Origin of the sequence: Microbacterium sp. NPDC055910, from assembly GCF_042271185.1 — a bacterium.
Classification (GTDB): Bacteria; Actinomycetota; Actinomycetes; order Actinomycetales; family Microbacteriaceae; genus Microbacterium.
In genome coordinates this window covers 142,017-158,229 of sequence record NZ_JBHJZS010000003.1, presented here as the reverse complement: position 1 = coordinate 158,229, position 16,213 = coordinate 142,017, and the positions used below count along the sequence as shown (strand labels likewise).

Below are 16,213 nucleotides of genomic sequence, written 5' to 3'. Positions count from 1 at the left end.
GGCGTCGTCTTCGTTGTGCGACGAGACACCAGGGCCAGCACACCGACGGCGATCAGGGCGACCAGCCCGCCCCAGCCGACGACCAGCTGCACCCAGCCGCCCACGACGACGGCGGGCGTGAAGCCCGTCCGCAGCGGCACGTCGGTCACCATGTGCCCCGCCTCGCCCGCCGGCAGGCCGTCGATCGTCGAGCCGTCCGGCGCGATGACCTGACTCGTTCCGACCGTGGAGAGGTTCACCACGGCGCGCCCCGTCTCGATCGCCCGCATACGCGCGAACGCGAGCTGCTGCAGGTTCTCGTCGGTGTCGCGGAAGTCCGCGTTGTTCGTCTGGAACATGTACACCTCGGCGCCCTCGCGCGCGCCCCGCCAGATGACGTCGTCGTAGATGACGTCGAAGCAGATCGCCAGCCCGACGCCGATCCCATCGAGATCGAAGAAGGGTGCGTTCGAGCCCGGCGTGTACTCGCGCTGGATCAGCCCGATGAGATCGGGCGCGATGGCCTCGAAGAACCACCGGTCGGGAACGTACTCCCCCATCGGCACCGGGTTGGCCTTGTCGTGCAGCTGAACGGCGCCCTCGCCCCGTACCCACAGCATCGACGTGTTGAACGTGTCGTCACCGCGTTGCGTCGCGGCGTTCACGATGAGCGGCGCGTCGACCTGCGCGGCAAGGCGGTCGAGCACCGAGGCGGTCGTCGTGTTCGCGAGCGGATCCGAGTCGATCCCGCCCTCGGGCCACAGCAGCACGTCGATGTCCTCCCCGAAGAGCGGAGCGGATGCCGCGAGCTGAGCGTTCAGCACCGCATTGCGGGGGCGCTCGTCGAAGTATCCCGACGGGCCGTTGCCCTGCACGGCGCCGACCCTCAGGTCGCCCGCAGCCGCCGTGGGAAAAGCGGGGACGGCGACGAGCAGCACGGCCAGGGCCGCGGACGGGATCGCCGTGCGCACGTCGCGGAAGCGCCGCAGCCGGACCCACTCGATCACGGCCGCCGTGAAGAAGACCATGAGGAACGTGAGGCCGGCCACGCCGACCCACGACGTGATGTGCGCGAGCGGGCTCTCGGATTGGCTCATCCCGATGCGCCCCCACGGGAATCCCGTGTACGGCCAGGAGCCCATGAACAGTTCGCGCCCCGTCCACAGGGCGCCGACGAGCGCGGGAAGCCCGATGAGGCGCCACCAGCGCCCGGGAAGGGCCCGCGGCATCCATCGGTAGGCCAGGGCGATCGGGATCGATCCGACCCCCATGAAGAGCGTCTCGATGCCCGAGAGGGCGAACCACGGGACGACGCCCAGGTAGCGCGTGATCCACATGATGTGGATCAGATAGAACGACGCGCCGAACACGAGACCGACCAGCAGCGCACTCCAGGCGCCGCGGCCGATGAGCGCGACGAGCGACAGACCCACGCCGACGAACGCGAGCGGCCACCAGCCGACCGACGGGAAGGCGAGATCGAGGATGGCGCCACCCGCGGCGGACACGATGATCGCGGCCCACAGGGGCAGCAGCGGGCGGGTGCGGGGCGTCGGCGGCATTCGAACGCTCACACCGACGAGTACGCCACGATGCCGCGCCGTACGCCGTCGAGGGCTTTGCGCGCCGTGCGGGCGAGCTTCGCGTCGGCCACGAGCGAGAGCTGGTCGAGCAGGTCGATCGTCTGCTTGGCCCAGCGCACGAAGTCTCCCGCCGCCATGTCCGCCTGATCGAGGACACGCTCCAGCGGCAGCCCGTTCGCCCACGAAGCCATCGCGCGGGCAAGGCTCGCAGCGATCGGCTCGGATCCCGGCAACTCGTGCGCGCGCTCGAGATCGTCCAGACGCTGCCACAGCGTCAGCGTGTCGGCGAAAGCCTGGCGGAAGGGACCGCGGGGCAGGTCGTGCTCCCCCGCCATCGCATCGTCGCGGCGCGGCTCGTACACGATCGAGCACGCGAGCGCCGCCAGCGCGGCGGCATCCAATTCTTCCCAGATGCCCTGGCGCAGCGACTCGGCCACGAGCAGGTCGCGCTCGCCGTAGATGCGCCGCATGGTACGGCCCGCGCCCGTGAGCGTCGTCGAGCCGTCGTCCTCGATCCGCACGTAGTCGAGCTCGCTGAGCACGTCGACGACGCGGTCGAAGACACGGGCGACGGCCCCCGTGCGCGTCTCGATCTGGCGACGCAGTTTGCCGACGGTGCGCTTGAGCTTCCAATACCGCTCCGCCCAGCGCGCATGGTCCTCTCGCTCGGGACACGAGTGGCACGCGTGCCGCTGCATGCGTGTGCGCAGGGTCGAGATCTGGCGCTGGCGCTTGTCGCGCGTCGCCCGCGAGGCCGTGGCGTCCTTGCGGTTGAGCTTCTCGAGGTCGCTCAGCTCGCGACGGATGCCGGAATATTCGGCGAAGTCGCCGCGATCGCACGTCATCGACTTCTCGTAGCCGGCGAGCGACTGCTCCTGCTCGCGCACCTGGCGGGCGAGCCCCACGACGGCGCGGTCGGCCTGGAACTGCGCGAAGGACGACTCGAGGATCTGCCGTGCGCGGGCGCGCCCGAACTGATCGATCAGGTTGACGGCCATGTTGTAGGTGGGGCGGAAGCTCGAGTTGAGCGGATACGTCCGTCGCGAGGCGAGGGCGGCGACGGCCTGCGGATCCAGACCCTCGGTCCACTGCACGACGGCGTGCCCCTCGACGTCGATTCCGCGACGCCCCGCGCGACCGGTCAGCTGCGTGTACTCGCCCGACGTGATGGCGACGCGTGCTTCGCCGTTGAACTTCTCGAGCTTCTCGAGCACGACGGTGCGGGCGGGCATGTTGATCCCGAGCGCGAGCGTCTCGGTCGCGAAGACGACCTTGACGAGCTTGCGCTGGAACAGCTCCTCGACGACTTCCTTGAACGCCGGGAGCAGACCGGCATGGTGGGATGCCACGCCTCGCTCGAGATTGTCGAGCCACTGCCAGTACCCCAGCACCTCGAGGTCCTCGTCGAGGAGCGTGCGCGTGCGTTCTTCGACGATCGCACGGATCTCGAGACGCTCCTCGTGCGAGGTCAGCCGCACGCCGCCGCGACGCACCTGCTGCACGGCGGCGTCGCAGCCCGCCCTGCTGAAGATGAAGAAGATCGCGGGCAGAAGATTCGCCCGGCCCAGCAGCTCGACCGCCTCGGGGCGGTCGATCCGCTCGACGCGCTGCGCGTCCCGCGGGCGTGGCTGACGCCGCTGGCCTCGGCGACGGTCGGTGAACGCCGGGCCCTTCGCAGACCGGATGCGCAGCAGCTCCTGGTTGACCTGCGCCGTCGCGATCCCGGCCCGATCGTCGAAGAGGGGCAGCAGGTCACCGCGCACGAGAACGTGCTGCTCGAGCGGCACGGGGCGCGTCTCGGAGACGATGACCTCGGTGTCCCCGCGCACCGTGTCGAGCCAGTCGCCGAACTCCTCGGCGTTGGACACGGTCGCCGACAGCGACACGAGCCGCACGGCGGGCGGCAGGTGGATGATGACTTCTTCCCACACCGCCCCGCGGAAGCGATCGGCGAGGTAGTGCACTTCGTCCATCACGACGAAGCGCAGGCCCCGCAGAGCGGGCGAGTCGGCATACAGCATGTTGCGCAGCACTTCGGTCGTCATGACGACGACGCGCGCATTGCCGTTGATGTTGGTGTCGCCCGTGAGCAACCCCACCTCGTCGGCGCCGTAGACCTCTTGCAGTTCCCGGAACTTCTGGTTCGACAGGGCCTTCATGGGCGTCGTATAGAACGCCTTGTCGCCCGGCTCGCGCATCGCCAGGTGCACGGCGAACTCGCCGACGATCGTCTTGCCCGCCCCCGTGGGTGCGGCGACGAGAACGCTGCGCCCGGCCTCGAGTGCCTCGCATCCCGCGATCTGGAACGGATCCAGCTCGAAGCGCTGCGCCTGCGCGAACGCCGCCGTCACGGGACTGTGACGCTCGCGTGAAGACCGTTCGCGCGCCCGCGCATAGCGCTCGGCGGGACCGACGTCGCTCATGGTTGTGCCTCCGGATCGAGCAGCGTGGCGTTGCGCTTGGCATTGCGCCGATCGAACAGCATGGACAGCCCCGCAGCGGCGAAGAAGAGCAGGATCAGGATGCCGGCGAGCAAGAGCGTCGTGACGACGTCGGCGGGCGGCGTGGCGATGGCGGCGAAGGTGACCGCGATGAGCACCGCGACCCGCCATCCCTTCAGGATCGCCCTGCCCGACATGACCCCGGCGACGTTCAGCGCGACGAGGAAGATCGGCAGGACGAAGGCCACACCGACGAACACGAGCAGCTTGAAGACGAAGTCGTAGTAGTAGATGGCGTCGTAGAAGGCCGCAGCCCCCTCGGGCACGAACTCGGCCATCAGCTTCACGATGTTGGGCATGACATACAGGCCCGTCGCGCATCCGGCGAAGAAGAGCGGCACGGCCGCGCACACGAAGCACACCGTGTAGATGATCTCCTTGCGGCGAAGCCCCGGCATGATGAAGGCCCAGATCTGCCAGAGCCAGATCGGTGCGGACAGCAGGATGCCGATCGCGAAGGCCATCCGGAGCTTGAGGTCGAATCCCGAAGTGACGGTGCTGTACATCAGCTCGACGCGCGACGCGTCACCGCGCGACTCCGCGACGATGCGGATGGGTTCGGTGATGACGTGAAGCACCGGATCGGTGATCAGGAACGCGACCACCATCGCGACCACGAGCGCCGCGGCGCAGATGATGAGGCGGTTCTTCAGTTCGACGAGATGGCCGCCCAGGGACATCCGCCGGTCACGGCGCGAAGGTCTGCGTCCGCGTGCGTGCGGTTGCTCAGCCGTCACCACGGACGACTACTGCTTGGGGTTGGATGCCCCACCCGAATTCGAGGAGTTCTCGGTCGGTGATGCAGGTACAGAGTGGGACGGATCGGCGACGGAGCTGGTCGTCGCGGAGTCCGTCGCCTTGTCGTCCTCTTTCATGGCCTTCATCTCGCCCTTGAACACGCGAGCCGACTGGCCCATGCTCTTGGCGAGCGCCGGGAGCTTGGCCGCGCCGAAGAGCAGAAGGATCACGGCCAGGATGAGGAGCCACTGCCAGCCTTGGATTCCCATGAGTGTCCTTCTTCCAGGATGTCGTCGCCCCAGTGTAACCCCGCCGACTTTATGCGACGCCCGTGACGGGCGAGTTGCGCGGGTGGTGTCACCGGTAGAGCGCGAGTGCGGCCGCGGCCCAATCCGCCGCCGCACGGCGGGCCGCTTCGGGCTCGACGACCTCGACGGCGCCGCCGCGACGTGTGACGAGCCGGCGCACGCTCACCTCGTCGGCGACACGCATCGTCGCCAGCGTCACGCCGTCGGTCGTCTTCAGCGTCGCACGGGCGAGGTAGTCGCCCACGAGGGGGGCGACGTCCTGCGCGAAGCGCAGGGTCACGACATCACGGCCTTCGCCCTCTTCGAACCAGTCCGGCACCCGGTCCTCGCCGTGGGTCGTGGCGATGTCGGTGAGTTCGGGGTCGCTGACGCGGTCGAGGTGGAACGTGCGCATGCCCTCGCGCAGGTGACACCAGCCCTGCAGGTACCACTGTCCGTCCGCGATGACGACCTTGACAGGATCGACCGTACGGGTCGTGGGCGCGGCATCCGGAGCCTTGTACGTGAACGACACCGCGACGCGCCGCTGCAGCGCCGCCGCGACGACGTCGCGCACGGCATCGACGGGGCCCGGGGCGACGATGACGTCGGCGGGCGTCGCCGACGCGCCGCGGGCGAGCTTGGCGAGCAGGGCCGAGAACAGCTCGGTGTCGCCGACGCCGGGGATCGTGCGCGCCAGCTGCAGCCCGGCCAGCAGCGCGGCCGCCTCACGGGCGGTGAGCCGGGGCGCGCGCTCGAGACCGACGGCGTTCGTGATCGAGATGACGCCGTGCCGGTCGAGCAGATCCCAGTCGATGTCGAACAGATCGTTCGCCATCTGCCAATATCCGCCGTCGCCGGGCAGCCCGATGACGGTGAGCTTCTCGACCATGCCACGCATCTGCTCGGGGTCGACGTCGAACTCCTCGGCGGCCTCGGCGACGGAGACCTCGCCCTTGCCGACGAGATACGGCACGAGCTGCAGCAGGAGGGCGGCGCGGTCGGTCGCGACGAGCGGCTTACGGTGCGTCATCGGTCGGCTCCGTGCAGGGCGGCGGCGGCCTCGAGCCGCGCGATGACGTGCTCGCGCAGATCGTGCGGCTCGACGACACGCACTTCGGGGCCGTACGAGGCCAGTTCGTCGGCGAAGAAGTGGACGTCGACGAACGACACGCGGATGCCCTGTTCGGCCGGCGTCGCGCGCCGACCCAGCCGCAGGGCCGCTTCGGTTCCCGGAGTGACCTCGAGCAGCGCGACGTTGCGCGCCGCGACGTCGTTGAGGCCGGTCAGTGCGCGCTCGCCGGCCCGCTCACGCGATGTCGCATCGAAGGACTCCCTTGTCAGCTCGACATCGCCCACGATGCGCGAGAGCAGGAACGTGCGCTCGGCCGCGGCATCCGTGTCGATGCCGTACACATGCCAGCGCGCCTCGTACTCGACGAGCGCGAGCGGCTGCATGCGACGTCGGCGCGCGGTCTTCTCGCCCGGCTTGAGATAGGAGAAGCGCACGACGCGCGCCTGCTCGATCGCCCGCTGCAGGGCGGTGAAGCTCGGCTCGCGCACGCTGATGCGCGGAGAGAACCCGATGATCGGCTCGTCCACGGGGATCCCGAGTGCCCGGATCTTGCGCAGACCGCTGCGCGCATCGGCCGACAGCGAGCTCTCGCTCCACACACCGCCCGCGAGGGTCAGGAGCGCGACTTCGGCGGGTGTGAAGACGATGTCCTCCGGAAGTTCGTATTCCGCCGTGGGCACGCGATACCGGGCTTCGCGCAGGTCATCGGGATCCGCCCAGTCGCCGATCGTCTCGATCGGGATGCCGAGACCGCGCAGGTTCTCCTTGTCGCGCTCGAACATCTTCTCGAGCGCGTCCTTGGAGGCACCGGCATCCGCCTGCTCCCGGTACCCCGCGACGGAGCGCAGGATCGTGTCCTTCGTCAGCCCCTGCTCGGTCGCCATCAGCGCCACGACGAGATTGACCAGCCGCTCTTCGGGCGGACTCTTGGCAGGGGCGTTCGCGGGCACCTCCTCATCTTAGGGTCGGTGCCGCGGTCGGGGCCGGAGCCGTGGCTACTGCGTCGGTGCGTCGTCGAGCCCGAGGATGTCGACGACGAACACGAGCGTCGAGTTCGCCGGGACGGCGCCCTGCGCCTCGTTTCCGAAGCCCTCCGACGGCGGAACGACGACGAGCACCTGGGAGCCGACCGTCTCGCCCTCGAGCGCCTCATCGAGCGCCGGCAGGAACGAGCCGAGCGTGATGGACGGCGGTTCGCTCTCCCACGTCGACTGGAATTCCTCGCGGGTCTCCCAGACGGTGCCCGTGAGATGGATGCGCACGGGCTGCTCCCCCGTCACGACGGGACCGGTGCCGCGCTTGATCGTCTGCACCACGACCTCGGTCGGGGGCGCCGCGTCCGGGATCGTGACACCGGGACGCCCGTTGGTCGCACGCACGACGCTCGGAAGACCGAAGCCGGACTGGAAGACATCGGCGCCGTCGGCCTTGGCGCGGTACACGGTGCGTACGTCGATGACGGCGACGGCGGAGTCGTCAGGGCCGATGCCGATCGAGGTGGCGGAACCCTCTTCGATGTCACCGGGTGCGAGTGCGACGACGGTGCGGGTGCCTTCGGTCGCGCAGTGCAGGATCTCGGGCAGAGCGGGGATCGCACCCTGCAGCACCGTGAGCGGAATCGGGTTGTAGGCCTGCTCGAGAGCGGGCTCGCCCGTGCGGCCGTTCACGATCGTGAGGTTGAGCCCGACGAGCTGACCGTCGTTCTCGACCGCCATGCCCTCGCCCGTCACGACGTCGCGCACGGCGATGTCGGTCGCACGGAACTGCGGGTACACCGAGATCTCGGCGGCGGTGTCGATGTCGGTCGAGACCGTCACCGCGTCGAGGACGGCACGGTCCAGGTCAGGACGCTCGCATGCCGCGCTCGAGGGCGCTGTGCACCCGACGAGGCCGACGGCGGCGAGGCCGAGAACCGAGACGGCCGCGGGGATCAGTGGGAATCTGCGCACCTGGACATCCTAAGTGGAAGACGTGGTCTCGCCGGGCGCGCGTCCCTCGGCGGCGATGCGCGCGCCGTCGGCGGCCTTCTGCGCCTCGCGCACGCGCTTGCGCAGATTCTTGTCGGAGATCTGGCGGTCCCCCACCGCTCCGGGAGTCCACAGCTCGACGTCCTCGTCGCCGTAGCTCGACTTCGACGCACGACGTTTGACCTCGGGCAGGACTGCTCCGGGGGCCAGTCGTCGCGCCCAGATCAGGAAGCCGGTGTGCGCGACCATGCGATGATCGGGCCGCACAGCCAGTCCCTCGACGTGCCAGCCGCGCACCATCGTCTCGTTCGCGTCGGGCTCGGTGAACAGTCCCGTGCCGCGGATGTACTCCGCGACGCGACTCAACTGGGTCGCCGTCGCGACATAGCAGAGCACGACGCCGCCGGGGGTCAGCGCCTCGGCGACGACGTCGATGCACTCCCACGGGGCGAGCATGTCGAGCACGACGCGATCGACGGAGCCCTGGGCGACCGCGGCGGGCAAGGACGCCACCAGGTCGCCCACGACGACCTGCCAGTTCTCGGGCGTTCCGCCGAGGAATGTGCTGACGTTGGCCGTGGCGACCTCGGCGAACTCCTCGCGGCGCTCGAACGACACGACGCGCCCCGTCGCGCCGACCGCACGCAGCAGCGACAGCGACAGCGCACCCGACCCGACACCCGCTTCGACGACGACGGATCCGGGGAAGACGTCGGCCTGCGTGACGATCTGCGCGGCATCCTTCGGGTAGACGATCGCGGCGCCGCGCGGCATCGACATGACGAAGTCGCGCAGCAGAGGACGCAGGGCGAGGTATTCGTGCCCGGCGCTGTTGGCCACGACCGAACCGTCCGGCAGCCCGACGAGCGCGCTGTGCGGCAGCACTCCGTGGTGGGTGTGCAGCTCGCCGTCCTCGCGCAGCGTGATCGTGTGCAGACGCCCCTTGGGACCGGTCAGCTGAACGCGGTCGCCGAGCCGGAAGGGCCCGCGGGGTTGCTCGGTCACGGGGCGTCTCCGCTCGTGCGACGCGACATGTGGACGGCCGAGACGTCGGCGGTCGTGCGCCCCTCGAGCGTCGGCCAGATCGCGTGGGCGCCGACCCCCTCGAGAGACACCATGAGCGGCACGCCGATCGACGTGGCGCCCGACGCGACAGCCGAGCGCATCCCGTTCGGGGAGTCTTCGATCGCGGCGGTCTGCTCGGGGGCGGCCCCGAGCGCCTCGCATGCCTGCAGGTAGGGGTCGGGGAAGGGCTTCGGTCGTGTGGCGTCGTCTCCGGCGACGACGACGTCGAACATGTCGTCGCCGATGAGGTCGGCGATCGCGCTCGCCATGCGGCGCATCGACATCGTGACGAGCCCGGTCTTGATTCCGGCGGCGCGCAGATCGCGCAGCAGCTCGCGTGCGCCGGGCCGGAACGGCACGCCCTCGGCGGCGATGGTGCTCATGACCGTGTCGGTCAGGTGGTCGACGATGTCCTCGACGCTCATGCGTACGCCGGCGTCCTGCAGGATGCGCGCAGCATCGGCGAGCCCCAGTCCCACCAGGCTCAGCGCCTGCTCCGGCGTCCACTCACCGCTGAAGCGGCCCACGAGCGCGGCCTCGGCCGCCATCCAGTGCGACTCGGTGTCGACGAGGGTTCCGTCCATGTCCCACAGGACGGCGGCAAGAGGTGCAGAGGTCATCGTTCCATCGTATCCAGCGGCGTACCGGCTGCCGGGCGGCCGGGGCTGGCGCCTATCCTGGTAAAAGCCCGCGCCGCGGGCGGAGGAGGCCGTGTGTCCGGACTGGGTCGGAGAGTCGTCGTCGCTGCGTTCGACGGATGGAACGACGCCGGGGAGGCTGCCTCGTCGGCCATCGCCCATCTGCGTGCGGCGGGCGAGTACGAACCCGTCTTCTCCGTCGACCCCGAACTGTACTTCGACTACCAGTACACGCGGCCGCACATCGAGGCCGACGGCGAGGGCCGGCGGTCGCTGCGCTGGCCCGAGACGACGCTCCTGCGGCCAACGCATGCGACGGGATCCACCGAGCTGTGGCTGCTCACGGGCGTCGAGCCCGCGCGGGCATGGCAGGCCTACGCCGGCGAACTCATCGATGTCGCTTTGCGAGAAGACGTCTCGGGGCTCGTCTGCCTCGGCTCGATGATGTCCGACGTGCCGCACACACGACCGATCTCGATCTTCGCGGGCAGCGAGAACGAGAGCCTGCGTGCGGCGCTCAAGCTCGAACGCAGCACGTACGAGGGCCCCGTCGGCATCATGAGCGTGCTCACCGACGCCGCCGACACCGCCGGCATCCCCTCTGCCGGCCTCTGGGCGAGCGTGCCGCACTACGTCGCGGGCCACACGCCCTCTCCCAAAGCGACTCTCGCGCTCCTCGAGCGGCTCGGCGAGCTCACGTCGGCCGAGATCTCGCCCGGTGAGCTGCCCGCGCAGGCTGCCGCGTGGGAGGCCTCGATCGATGCCGCCGCCGCGGACGACGACGAGATGACCGAGTACATCCGCCAACTCGAGCACACGCGCGACACATGGGACTCACCCGAGGCCTCGGGCGACGCGATCGCGCAGGAGTTCGAGAAGTACCTGCGCCGGGGGTCCGAGGGCCCCGGAAAGCCCGGGCGCGACGACCCGCGCCGTTAGCGGCGGACGATCACTGCGCCTGCAGCACCCCCGTGCTCAGCAGCACGAGGACGAGTGAGCCGAGCGCGACGCGGTAGATCACGAACGGCAGGAAGCTGCGCTTGGAGATCCAGCTCATGAAGAACGCGATGACGCCGAGCGCGACGACGAACGCGACACCGGTCGCGATGGCCGTCTCACCGAGCGTGAACACCGCCGGCTCGCCCCAGCTCTTGAACAGCTGATAGAAGCCGCTGCCGAAGACGGCCGGAATGGCCAGCAGGAAGGCGTAGCGTGCGGCCGCCGCGCGCTCATATCCCATGAACAGCCCCGCGGTGATCGTGCCCCCCGAGCGTGACACACCCGGGATGAGCGCGAGCGACTGCGCGAACCCGTAGACGACGCCGTCTCCCACCGTCAGCTGGCGGAGCTTGCGCTTCTTCGCCCCGACATGGTCGGCGATGCCCAGCAGCACACCGAAGAGGATCAGCATCGCCGCGACGAGCCACAGCGACCGGAACGTCGTCTCGATCTGGTCCTGGAACAGCAGCCCCAGCACGACGATCGGGATGCTGCCGATGATGATCAGCCAGCCCATCCGGGCGTCCGGATCGCTGTGCGGGATGCGCCCTGCCAGCGCCCTGCACCAATTGCCGATGATCCGCACGATGTCGTGCCAGAAGAACACGACGACCGCCGCCTCGGTGCCGATCTGCGTGATCGCCGTGAAGGCCGCGCCCGGGTCTTCCGCAGACGGCAGGAGCTCGCCGAGGATCCGCAGGTGGGCGCTGGACGAGATCGGGAGGAACTCGGTCAGTCCCTGGACGAGTCCGAGGATGATCGCCTCGAAAAGGTGCATTCGGGTCCTTCAGTAGGTGCGGAGCAGGTCGGTCAGCACGCGCTGCCCGAAGACGAGCGCGTCCAGCGGAACACGTTCGTCGACACCGTGGAACATGCCGGTGAAATCCAGATCGGCGGGCAGCCGCAGCGGCGCGAAGCCGTAGCCGGCGATGCCGAGCTTCGCGAGCGCCTTGTTGTCGGTTCCGGCGCCCAGCAGGTACGGGATCACCGGGACGCCCGGATCGTGGCGGCCGAGGGCGGCGACCATCGCGTCGACGAGCCCGCCCTCGAAGGATGCCTCGAGGCCGACGTCGCGCACGACGGTCTCGACGTCGATGTCGGCTCCGACGATGCGCTGGATCTCACTGAGGACGGCGTCCTCCTGCCCGGGAAGCGTGCGCACGTCGATGAGCGCTTCGGCCGTGTCGGGGATGACGTTGTGCTTGTATCCGGCAGTGAGTCCGGTCGGGTTCGCCGTCGTGCGGAACGTCGAGCGCAGAAAAGCGGATGCCGCGCCATACCGCTCGGCGACGGCATCGGGATCGGCGGGGTCGGCATCGGCGAGCATCGCCAGGTCGTCGACCATGCGGCGCGTCGTCGGCGTCATCGCGAGCGGCCATGACGTGCGCCCGAGGGCGGCGACCGCTTCGGCGAGCCGCGTCACGGCGTTGTCCGGGTGCACTCGACTGCCGTGCCCGGCACGCCCGTGAGCGCGGAGTCGGATCCAGCACAGCGCCTTCTCCCCCGTCTGCAGCAGGTAGGCGCGCTTGTCGCCTGTCGCGATGGAGTACCCGCCGACCTCGCTGATGGCCTCGGTCGCGCCCGCGAACCATTCCGGTCGGTCGCGCACGACGAGCGCGGATCCTTCCGCGCCCCCGGCTTCTTCGTCTGCGAAGAACGTCACGATGATGTCGCGCGCGGGCTGCTCCCCCGCGCGCAGGATGTCGCCGATCGAGGTGAGGATCATGGCGTCCATGTCCTTCATGTCGACCGCGCCGCGGCCCCACAGCATGCCGTCGCGGATCTCGCCGGCGAACGGATCGACGCTCCAGTCCTCGGCGATGGCCGGTACGACATCGAGGTGACCGTGCAGCACGAGTGCGGGACGAGACCGATCCCGCCCGGGCACGCGCGCGCACACGTTGGTCCGGCGCGGAACGGGCTCGAAGTACTGCGTCGTGAGACCGAGCCCCTCGAGGTATGACCCGGCGTATTCAGCCGCTTCACGCTCGCCCCGGGCGTTGCCTTCGCCGTGGTTGGTCGTGTCGATGCGGATGAGATCGCGTGCGACCGCGACGACCTCCGGCAGCGTCGTGTCGGGTGTGGGCATGCGGACTAACCTACCTGCCCGCTCGATTCGGTTTCGTCCGCCGGAACGTGCTAATGTCGACCCTCGGTTGCGAAACCGAAAACCACCTCGCGCGGGTGGCGGAATTGGTAGACGCGCTAGCTTGAGGTGCTAGTGCCCGTATAGGGCGTGGGGGTTCAAGTCCCCCCTCGCGCACAAAATGAAAAGGCCCCCGAAAGGGGGCCTTTTTGTTTTGTCCCCGCGGGTCGGTCGCGAACCCTCGTGAGGGACAGGTCGCGCACACCGGGTTGCGGCCGGTCGGGAGGACCGCGATCATGGCAGCGAGCCGAGAAGTGATGCGCGCCGTGAGTGTGACCCGTCTTGCCGAGATCGTCGATACCCGAGGAATCACGCTCGTGGAAGACGTGCACGATGCCGATGAGTTCGCCGAGATCGCGACGCGCGTCACCCGCCCGCACACGATCCTGCCCCGCTCGCCCGACGCCCGTCTCGATGCGCGGCTGACCGCACTGCCCCTCGGGGACATCGCCGTCAGCCGAGTGACCTACGGCGCCGATGTCTCGGTCATCCCGGGCGACGACGAGCCCGACAGCTTCCTGTTCCCGCTCTCGATGGCGGGCACGGCGCGACTTCGCTACGGCAACGAGAGCGTACCGATCGCGTCGAGCGATACGACGGTCATCGCGCCGTACCGCGAGTTCCGCTCGGACATCGACGCCGATTACGAGCAGGTCCTCGTCGCGGTATCGCGCTCACGGATCGAGCGGGTCGCGGCATCCCTCCTGCTCGGTGACGTCGGCGACGTCCTCGATATGCCGCTGACGACCTTCGACCTACCCGACGCCGTGCTGCGCATGTTGGAAGCACTCGCTCTCCTCGTCGACGAGACCGGACCGCTCGGCGATCCCGACCTGCGGAATCGACTGCAAGACGTCGCACTGGAGAGTCTGCTGCTGAGCGTCCCGTCCTTCCGCGAACGGCTGCCCGCCCGCGGCGACGTCCGTTCCGCGCGTGTCCGCGCCGCGATGGAGTACATGCTCGACCGCGTGAGCGAGCCCGTCTCGTTCGCCGCCGTCGCTGCGGCGGTCGGTGTGAGTCCGCGCGGACTGCAGCTCGCGTTCCGCAAGGCGGTCGGCACGACACCGTCGGCGTGGCTGCGCACGAAGCGCCTCGAACGGGCCCACCGAATGCTCACGGCGGCAGACCCGGCATCGACGACGGTGACCTCGATCGCGAATGCGTGCGGGTTCTTCCACCCCGGCGAGTTCGCCGGGCACTTCCGGGCGGCATACGGGATCGCCCCCTCGGCGCTGCTGGGACGCCCTGCTTCGTGTATCCGCTCCTGACACATCGGTTCTCCGATGGCGGTCACCGCGCGTCCGCGCTGTAATGACGACGATGAGCATCCCCAAGGCCACCTTCTTCGTCGGTTCGTCCGCGTGCGCCCTCCTGGCGGGAACGGCGGCGAGCGTGGTGCGCGCCGCTCGGGACCTGACACTGCCGCAGATCGCGCTGGTGCACACGCGTCAGCGACAGCACGTGCGAGATCCGAGCCGGCCCATCGTGTCGACGTTCCTCTTCTCGCAGACGGACCTGCCCCTCCCCGTGCCCGGCGACGATCCCGCCGTCGCGCTCGCCGTGCCGCGGGAACGTGTGGGACTGCACGTTCTTCCGACCCTGGTGCATCTGCCGATGACCCCGCTCGTGCGGGCTTCACGCTCGATGCTGCGCAGCCTGCAGCGCGACCTGGCAGCGCAGCGCGACCATCTCGAGCACGTGGAAGACGTGGCTCTGAGCCTCATCCGTGCCGTCGTGCTGCAGCACGCGAGCCGAAGCGACGAGGTCGACGACTCGTCGCTGACCGCCCAGCTCGAGGCGTTCATCGACGCCCACCACCGCGACCCGCTGCTGGATGTGGACGGCATCGCACAGAGACTGCACTTCAGCCGTCGCCAGCTCTACCGCTTCGCGCGCGGAGACGGCGTCGCCGCCATGCTCGCCGAGCGCCGCCTCGCCACGGCGTGCGACCTGCTGCGCGAACAGTCCGACCTGTCGATCACCGAGGTCGCGCTCATGTCCGGCTTCACGAGCGCATCCCGTCTGCGCGTGCACGTCATGCGCCGCTTCGGGGTGACACCGACGGAGTACCGCGACGGAGCAGAGTGCGCGGCACGAGACAGCGACCTCAGCCGAGCGTGACGCCGAAGGCCAGACCGAGCGCGTAGGTGACAGCGGCCGCACCGAACCCGATCGCCAGCTGGCGCAGAGCACGCCGCCACGGCGGCGCGCCGGACAGCAGCCCCACCGTGGCGCCCGTGCACAGCAGCGCCGCACCGACGAGCACGAGCGCGGTGACCACGGCCGCGAGCCCGGACAGCCCGAAGAGCCACGGCAGCACGGGGATGATCGCTCCCGACGCGAAGAACAGGAAGCTCGACAGCGCGGCGCTCCACGCGTTTCCGACGACGTCGTGCGCGCGGGCCCGCTCGGGTCGAACGGGCGCCTCGTCGCCGGCCTGGGCTGCGGCCACGGCGCGCCGAGCACGGTCGAGGGCCTCGATCTCGGGCATCCCCCGCGTGCGGTACACCAGCGCGAGTTCGTTCGCGTCGAGGTCGAGGTCCAGCAGCGCGGCGGCCGTATATTCGCTGGGTTCGGTGGCGTCCAGCAGCTCACGCTGCGAGCGCACCGACACGAACTCGCCCGCCGCCATCGACAGGGCACCCGCGAGGAGGCCGGCGATGCCGGAGAACAGCACGAACCGCGAATCCACTCCCGTCGCGCCGATGCCGAGCACCAGGGCGAGGTTCGAGACGAGTCCGTCGTTCGCGCCGAACACCGCTGCGCGGAACGTGCCGGACAGACGGCGGCGCCCGCGCGCGGCGAGCCCCCGCACGACCTCGTGGTGGATGCGCTCATCCGCCGCCATGCGAGGTGTCGCGAACGGCTCGTCGTCGTACGGCGAGCGCGCTTCGGCGTTCTGGGCGAGGGCGAGCACGAAGATCCACCCGAACCGCTTCGCCATCCAGCCCAGCACGAGCGTGCGCGTCTCGGGCCGGGGCGCATGGACGGGCTCGCCCCCGAGCAGGTGCAGCCAGTGCGCCTCGTGCCGCCCTTCGGCCTCGGCGAGCGCCAGCAGGATGTCGCGCTCTTCACCATCGCGGCGCGTCGCGAGCTGACGGTAGACCTGGGCCTCGGCGCGCTCGTTCACGAGATACCGTGCCCACCGTCGTCGGTCGCGGGCGGTCGGTTCAGCGGGCGCGGTCAATCGAGGCCTCCGGGCAGGGTGACGGATGCCTCCACGCTAGCGACGCCG

At 69.7% G+C, this 16,213-nt stretch carries 15 protein-coding genes and 1 tRNA gene; 4 read left to right on the top strand and 12 right to left on the bottom strand.

Going from position 1 to position 16,213, the window contains the following annotated elements; translation table 11 throughout:
• The 9 genes from lnt to ACFC3F_RS03050 all read right to left on the bottom strand — a co-directional run.
• Positions 1 to 1,541 (bottom strand): apolipoprotein N-acyltransferase (gene lnt / locus ACFC3F_RS03090; RefSeq protein WP_376126515.1); only part of this gene is annotated, 1,541 nt, incomplete at its 3' end.
• 8 nt (positions 1,542 to 1,549) lie between these two features.
• Positions 1,550 to 3,985 (bottom strand): DEAD/DEAH box helicase, encoded by a 2,436-nt coding sequence (locus ACFC3F_RS03085; RefSeq protein WP_376126512.1) that lies wholly within the window; start codon positions 3,983 to 3,985, stop codon positions 1,550 to 1,552.
• The gene (tatC, locus tag ACFC3F_RS03080) at positions 3,982 to 4,743 is read right to left on the bottom strand and encodes a twin-arginine translocase subunit TatC (protein ID WP_376126509.1); all 762 of its coding nucleotides are present in this window, start codon (positions 4,741 to 4,743) and stop codon (positions 3,982 to 3,984) included. The genes ACFC3F_RS03085 and tatC overlap by 4 nt, the downstream gene beginning before the upstream one ends.
• 66 nt (positions 4,744 to 4,809) lie before the next feature.
• Complete coding sequence (gene tatA / locus ACFC3F_RS03075; protein WP_376126507.1) at positions 4,810 to 5,070, bottom strand: Sec-independent protein translocase subunit TatA; 261 nt, start codon at positions 5,068 to 5,070, stop codon at positions 4,810 to 4,812.
• A gap of 88 nt (positions 5,071 to 5,158) precedes the next feature.
• On the bottom strand, positions 5,159 to 6,121 hold the full coding sequence (locus tag ACFC3F_RS03070; RefSeq protein ID WP_376126504.1) for a helix-turn-helix transcriptional regulator: 963 nt from the start codon (positions 6,119 to 6,121) through the stop codon (positions 5,159 to 5,161).
• Positions 6,118 to 7,113: a helix-turn-helix transcriptional regulator gene (locus tag ACFC3F_RS03065; protein ID WP_376126501.1), complete on the bottom strand. Its 996-nt coding sequence runs from the start codon at positions 7,111 to 7,113 to the stop codon at positions 6,118 to 6,120. Before ACFC3F_RS03065 ends, ACFC3F_RS03070 begins: the two co-directional genes overlap by 4 nt.
• 45 nt (positions 7,114 to 7,158) lie before the next feature.
• Entirely contained in the window at positions 7,159 to 8,112 is a 954-nt protein-coding gene (locus ACFC3F_RS03060) for an FKBP-type peptidyl-prolyl cis-trans isomerase (protein ID WP_376126498.1), read from the bottom strand.
• 9 nt (positions 8,113 to 8,121) lie between these two features.
• Positions 8,122 to 9,135 carry a tRNA (adenine-N1)-methyltransferase gene (locus ACFC3F_RS03055; protein ID WP_376126495.1) on the bottom strand — a complete coding sequence of 338 codons (1,014 nt, stop codon included), beginning with the start codon at positions 9,133 to 9,135 and terminating at the stop codon, positions 8,122 to 8,124.
• Positions 9,132 to 9,815: an HAD family hydrolase gene (locus ACFC3F_RS03050; protein WP_376126492.1), complete on the bottom strand. Its 684-nt coding sequence runs from the start codon at positions 9,813 to 9,815 to the stop codon at positions 9,132 to 9,134. Before ACFC3F_RS03050 ends, ACFC3F_RS03055 begins: the two co-directional genes overlap by 4 nt.
• 93 nt (positions 9,816 to 9,908) lie before the next feature.
• Between ACFC3F_RS03050 and ACFC3F_RS03045 the strand changes: the two genes are divergently transcribed.
• Positions 9,909 to 10,772: a PAC2 family protein gene (locus tag ACFC3F_RS03045; RefSeq protein ID WP_376126489.1), complete on the top strand. Its 864-nt coding sequence runs from the start codon at positions 9,909 to 9,911 to the stop codon at positions 10,770 to 10,772.
• Between the two features lie 10 nt (positions 10,773 to 10,782).
• Here the strand turns inward: ACFC3F_RS03045 and ACFC3F_RS03040 are convergent, their stop codons facing one another.
• Positions 10,783 to 11,610, bottom strand: coding sequence for an undecaprenyl-diphosphate phosphatase (locus tag ACFC3F_RS03040; protein WP_376126486.1), 828 nt, complete (start codon positions 11,608 to 11,610; stop codon positions 10,783 to 10,785).
• 9 nt (positions 11,611 to 11,619) lie between these two features.
• On the bottom strand, positions 11,620 to 12,921 hold the full coding sequence (locus tag ACFC3F_RS03035) for a M20/M25/M40 family metallo-hydrolase (protein WP_376126483.1): 1,302 nt from the start codon (positions 12,919 to 12,921) through the stop codon (positions 11,620 to 11,622).
• 89 nt (positions 12,922 to 13,010) lie between these two features.
• Here ACFC3F_RS03035 and ACFC3F_RS03030 point away from each other — a divergent pair.
• From ACFC3F_RS03030 to ACFC3F_RS03020, 3 genes are all read left to right on the top strand, one after another.
• A tRNA-Leu gene (locus ACFC3F_RS03030) sits at positions 13,011 to 13,095 on the top strand.
• Positions 13,096 to 13,214: 119 nt separating this feature from the next.
• A complete protein-coding gene (locus tag ACFC3F_RS03025) occupies positions 13,215 to 14,246 on the top strand; it encodes a helix-turn-helix domain-containing protein (protein ID WP_376126480.1) in 1,032 nt (343 codons plus the stop codon).
• 52 nt (positions 14,247 to 14,298) lie between these two features.
• Complete coding sequence (locus ACFC3F_RS03020) at positions 14,299 to 15,099, top strand: helix-turn-helix domain-containing protein (RefSeq protein ID WP_376126477.1); 801 nt, start codon at positions 14,299 to 14,301, stop codon at positions 15,097 to 15,099.
• Here the strand turns inward: ACFC3F_RS03020 and ACFC3F_RS03015 are convergent.
• Positions 15,086 to 16,165, bottom strand: a complete 1,080-nt coding sequence (locus ACFC3F_RS03015; protein WP_376126474.1) for a VIT1/CCC1 family protein — start codon at positions 16,163 to 16,165, stop codon at positions 15,086 to 15,088. The genes ACFC3F_RS03020 and ACFC3F_RS03015 overlap by 14 nt on opposite strands.
• Positions 16,166 to 16,213 lie beyond the last annotated feature (48 nt).

Bases quoted from the DNA above. Each gene is read 5' to 3' on its own strand.
- ACFC3F_RS03085 (WP_376126512.1), bottom strand. From the start codon at position 3,985: ATGAGCGACGTCGGTCCCGCCGAGCGCTATGCGCGGGCGCGCGAACGG.
- tatC (WP_376126509.1), bottom strand. From the start codon at position 4,743: ATGTCCCTGGGCGGCCATCTCGTCGAACTGAAGAACCGCCTCATCATC.
- tatA (WP_376126507.1), bottom strand. From the start codon at position 5,070: ATGGGAATCCAAGGCTGGCAGTGGCTCCTCATCCTGGCCGTGATCCTT.
- ACFC3F_RS03070 (WP_376126504.1), bottom strand. From the start codon at position 6,121: ATGACGCACCGTAAGCCGCTCGTCGCGACCGACCGCGCCGCCCTCCTG.
- ACFC3F_RS03050 (WP_376126492.1), bottom strand. From the start codon at position 9,815: ATGACCTCTGCACCTCTTGCCGCCGTCCTGTGGGACATGGACGGAACC.
- ACFC3F_RS03040 (WP_376126486.1), bottom strand. From the start codon at position 11,610: ATGCACCTTTTCGAGGCGATCATCCTCGGACTCGTCCAGGGACTGACC.
- ACFC3F_RS03035 (WP_376126483.1), bottom strand. From the start codon at position 12,921: ATGCCCACACCCGACACGACGCTGCCGGAGGTCGTCGCGGTCGCACGC.
- ACFC3F_RS03025 (WP_376126480.1), top strand. From the start codon at position 13,215: ATGGCAGCGAGCCGAGAAGTGATGCGCGCCGTGAGTGTGACCCGTCTT.
- ACFC3F_RS03020 (WP_376126477.1), top strand. From the start codon at position 14,299: ATGAGCATCCCCAAGGCCACCTTCTTCGTCGGTTCGTCCGCGTGCGCC.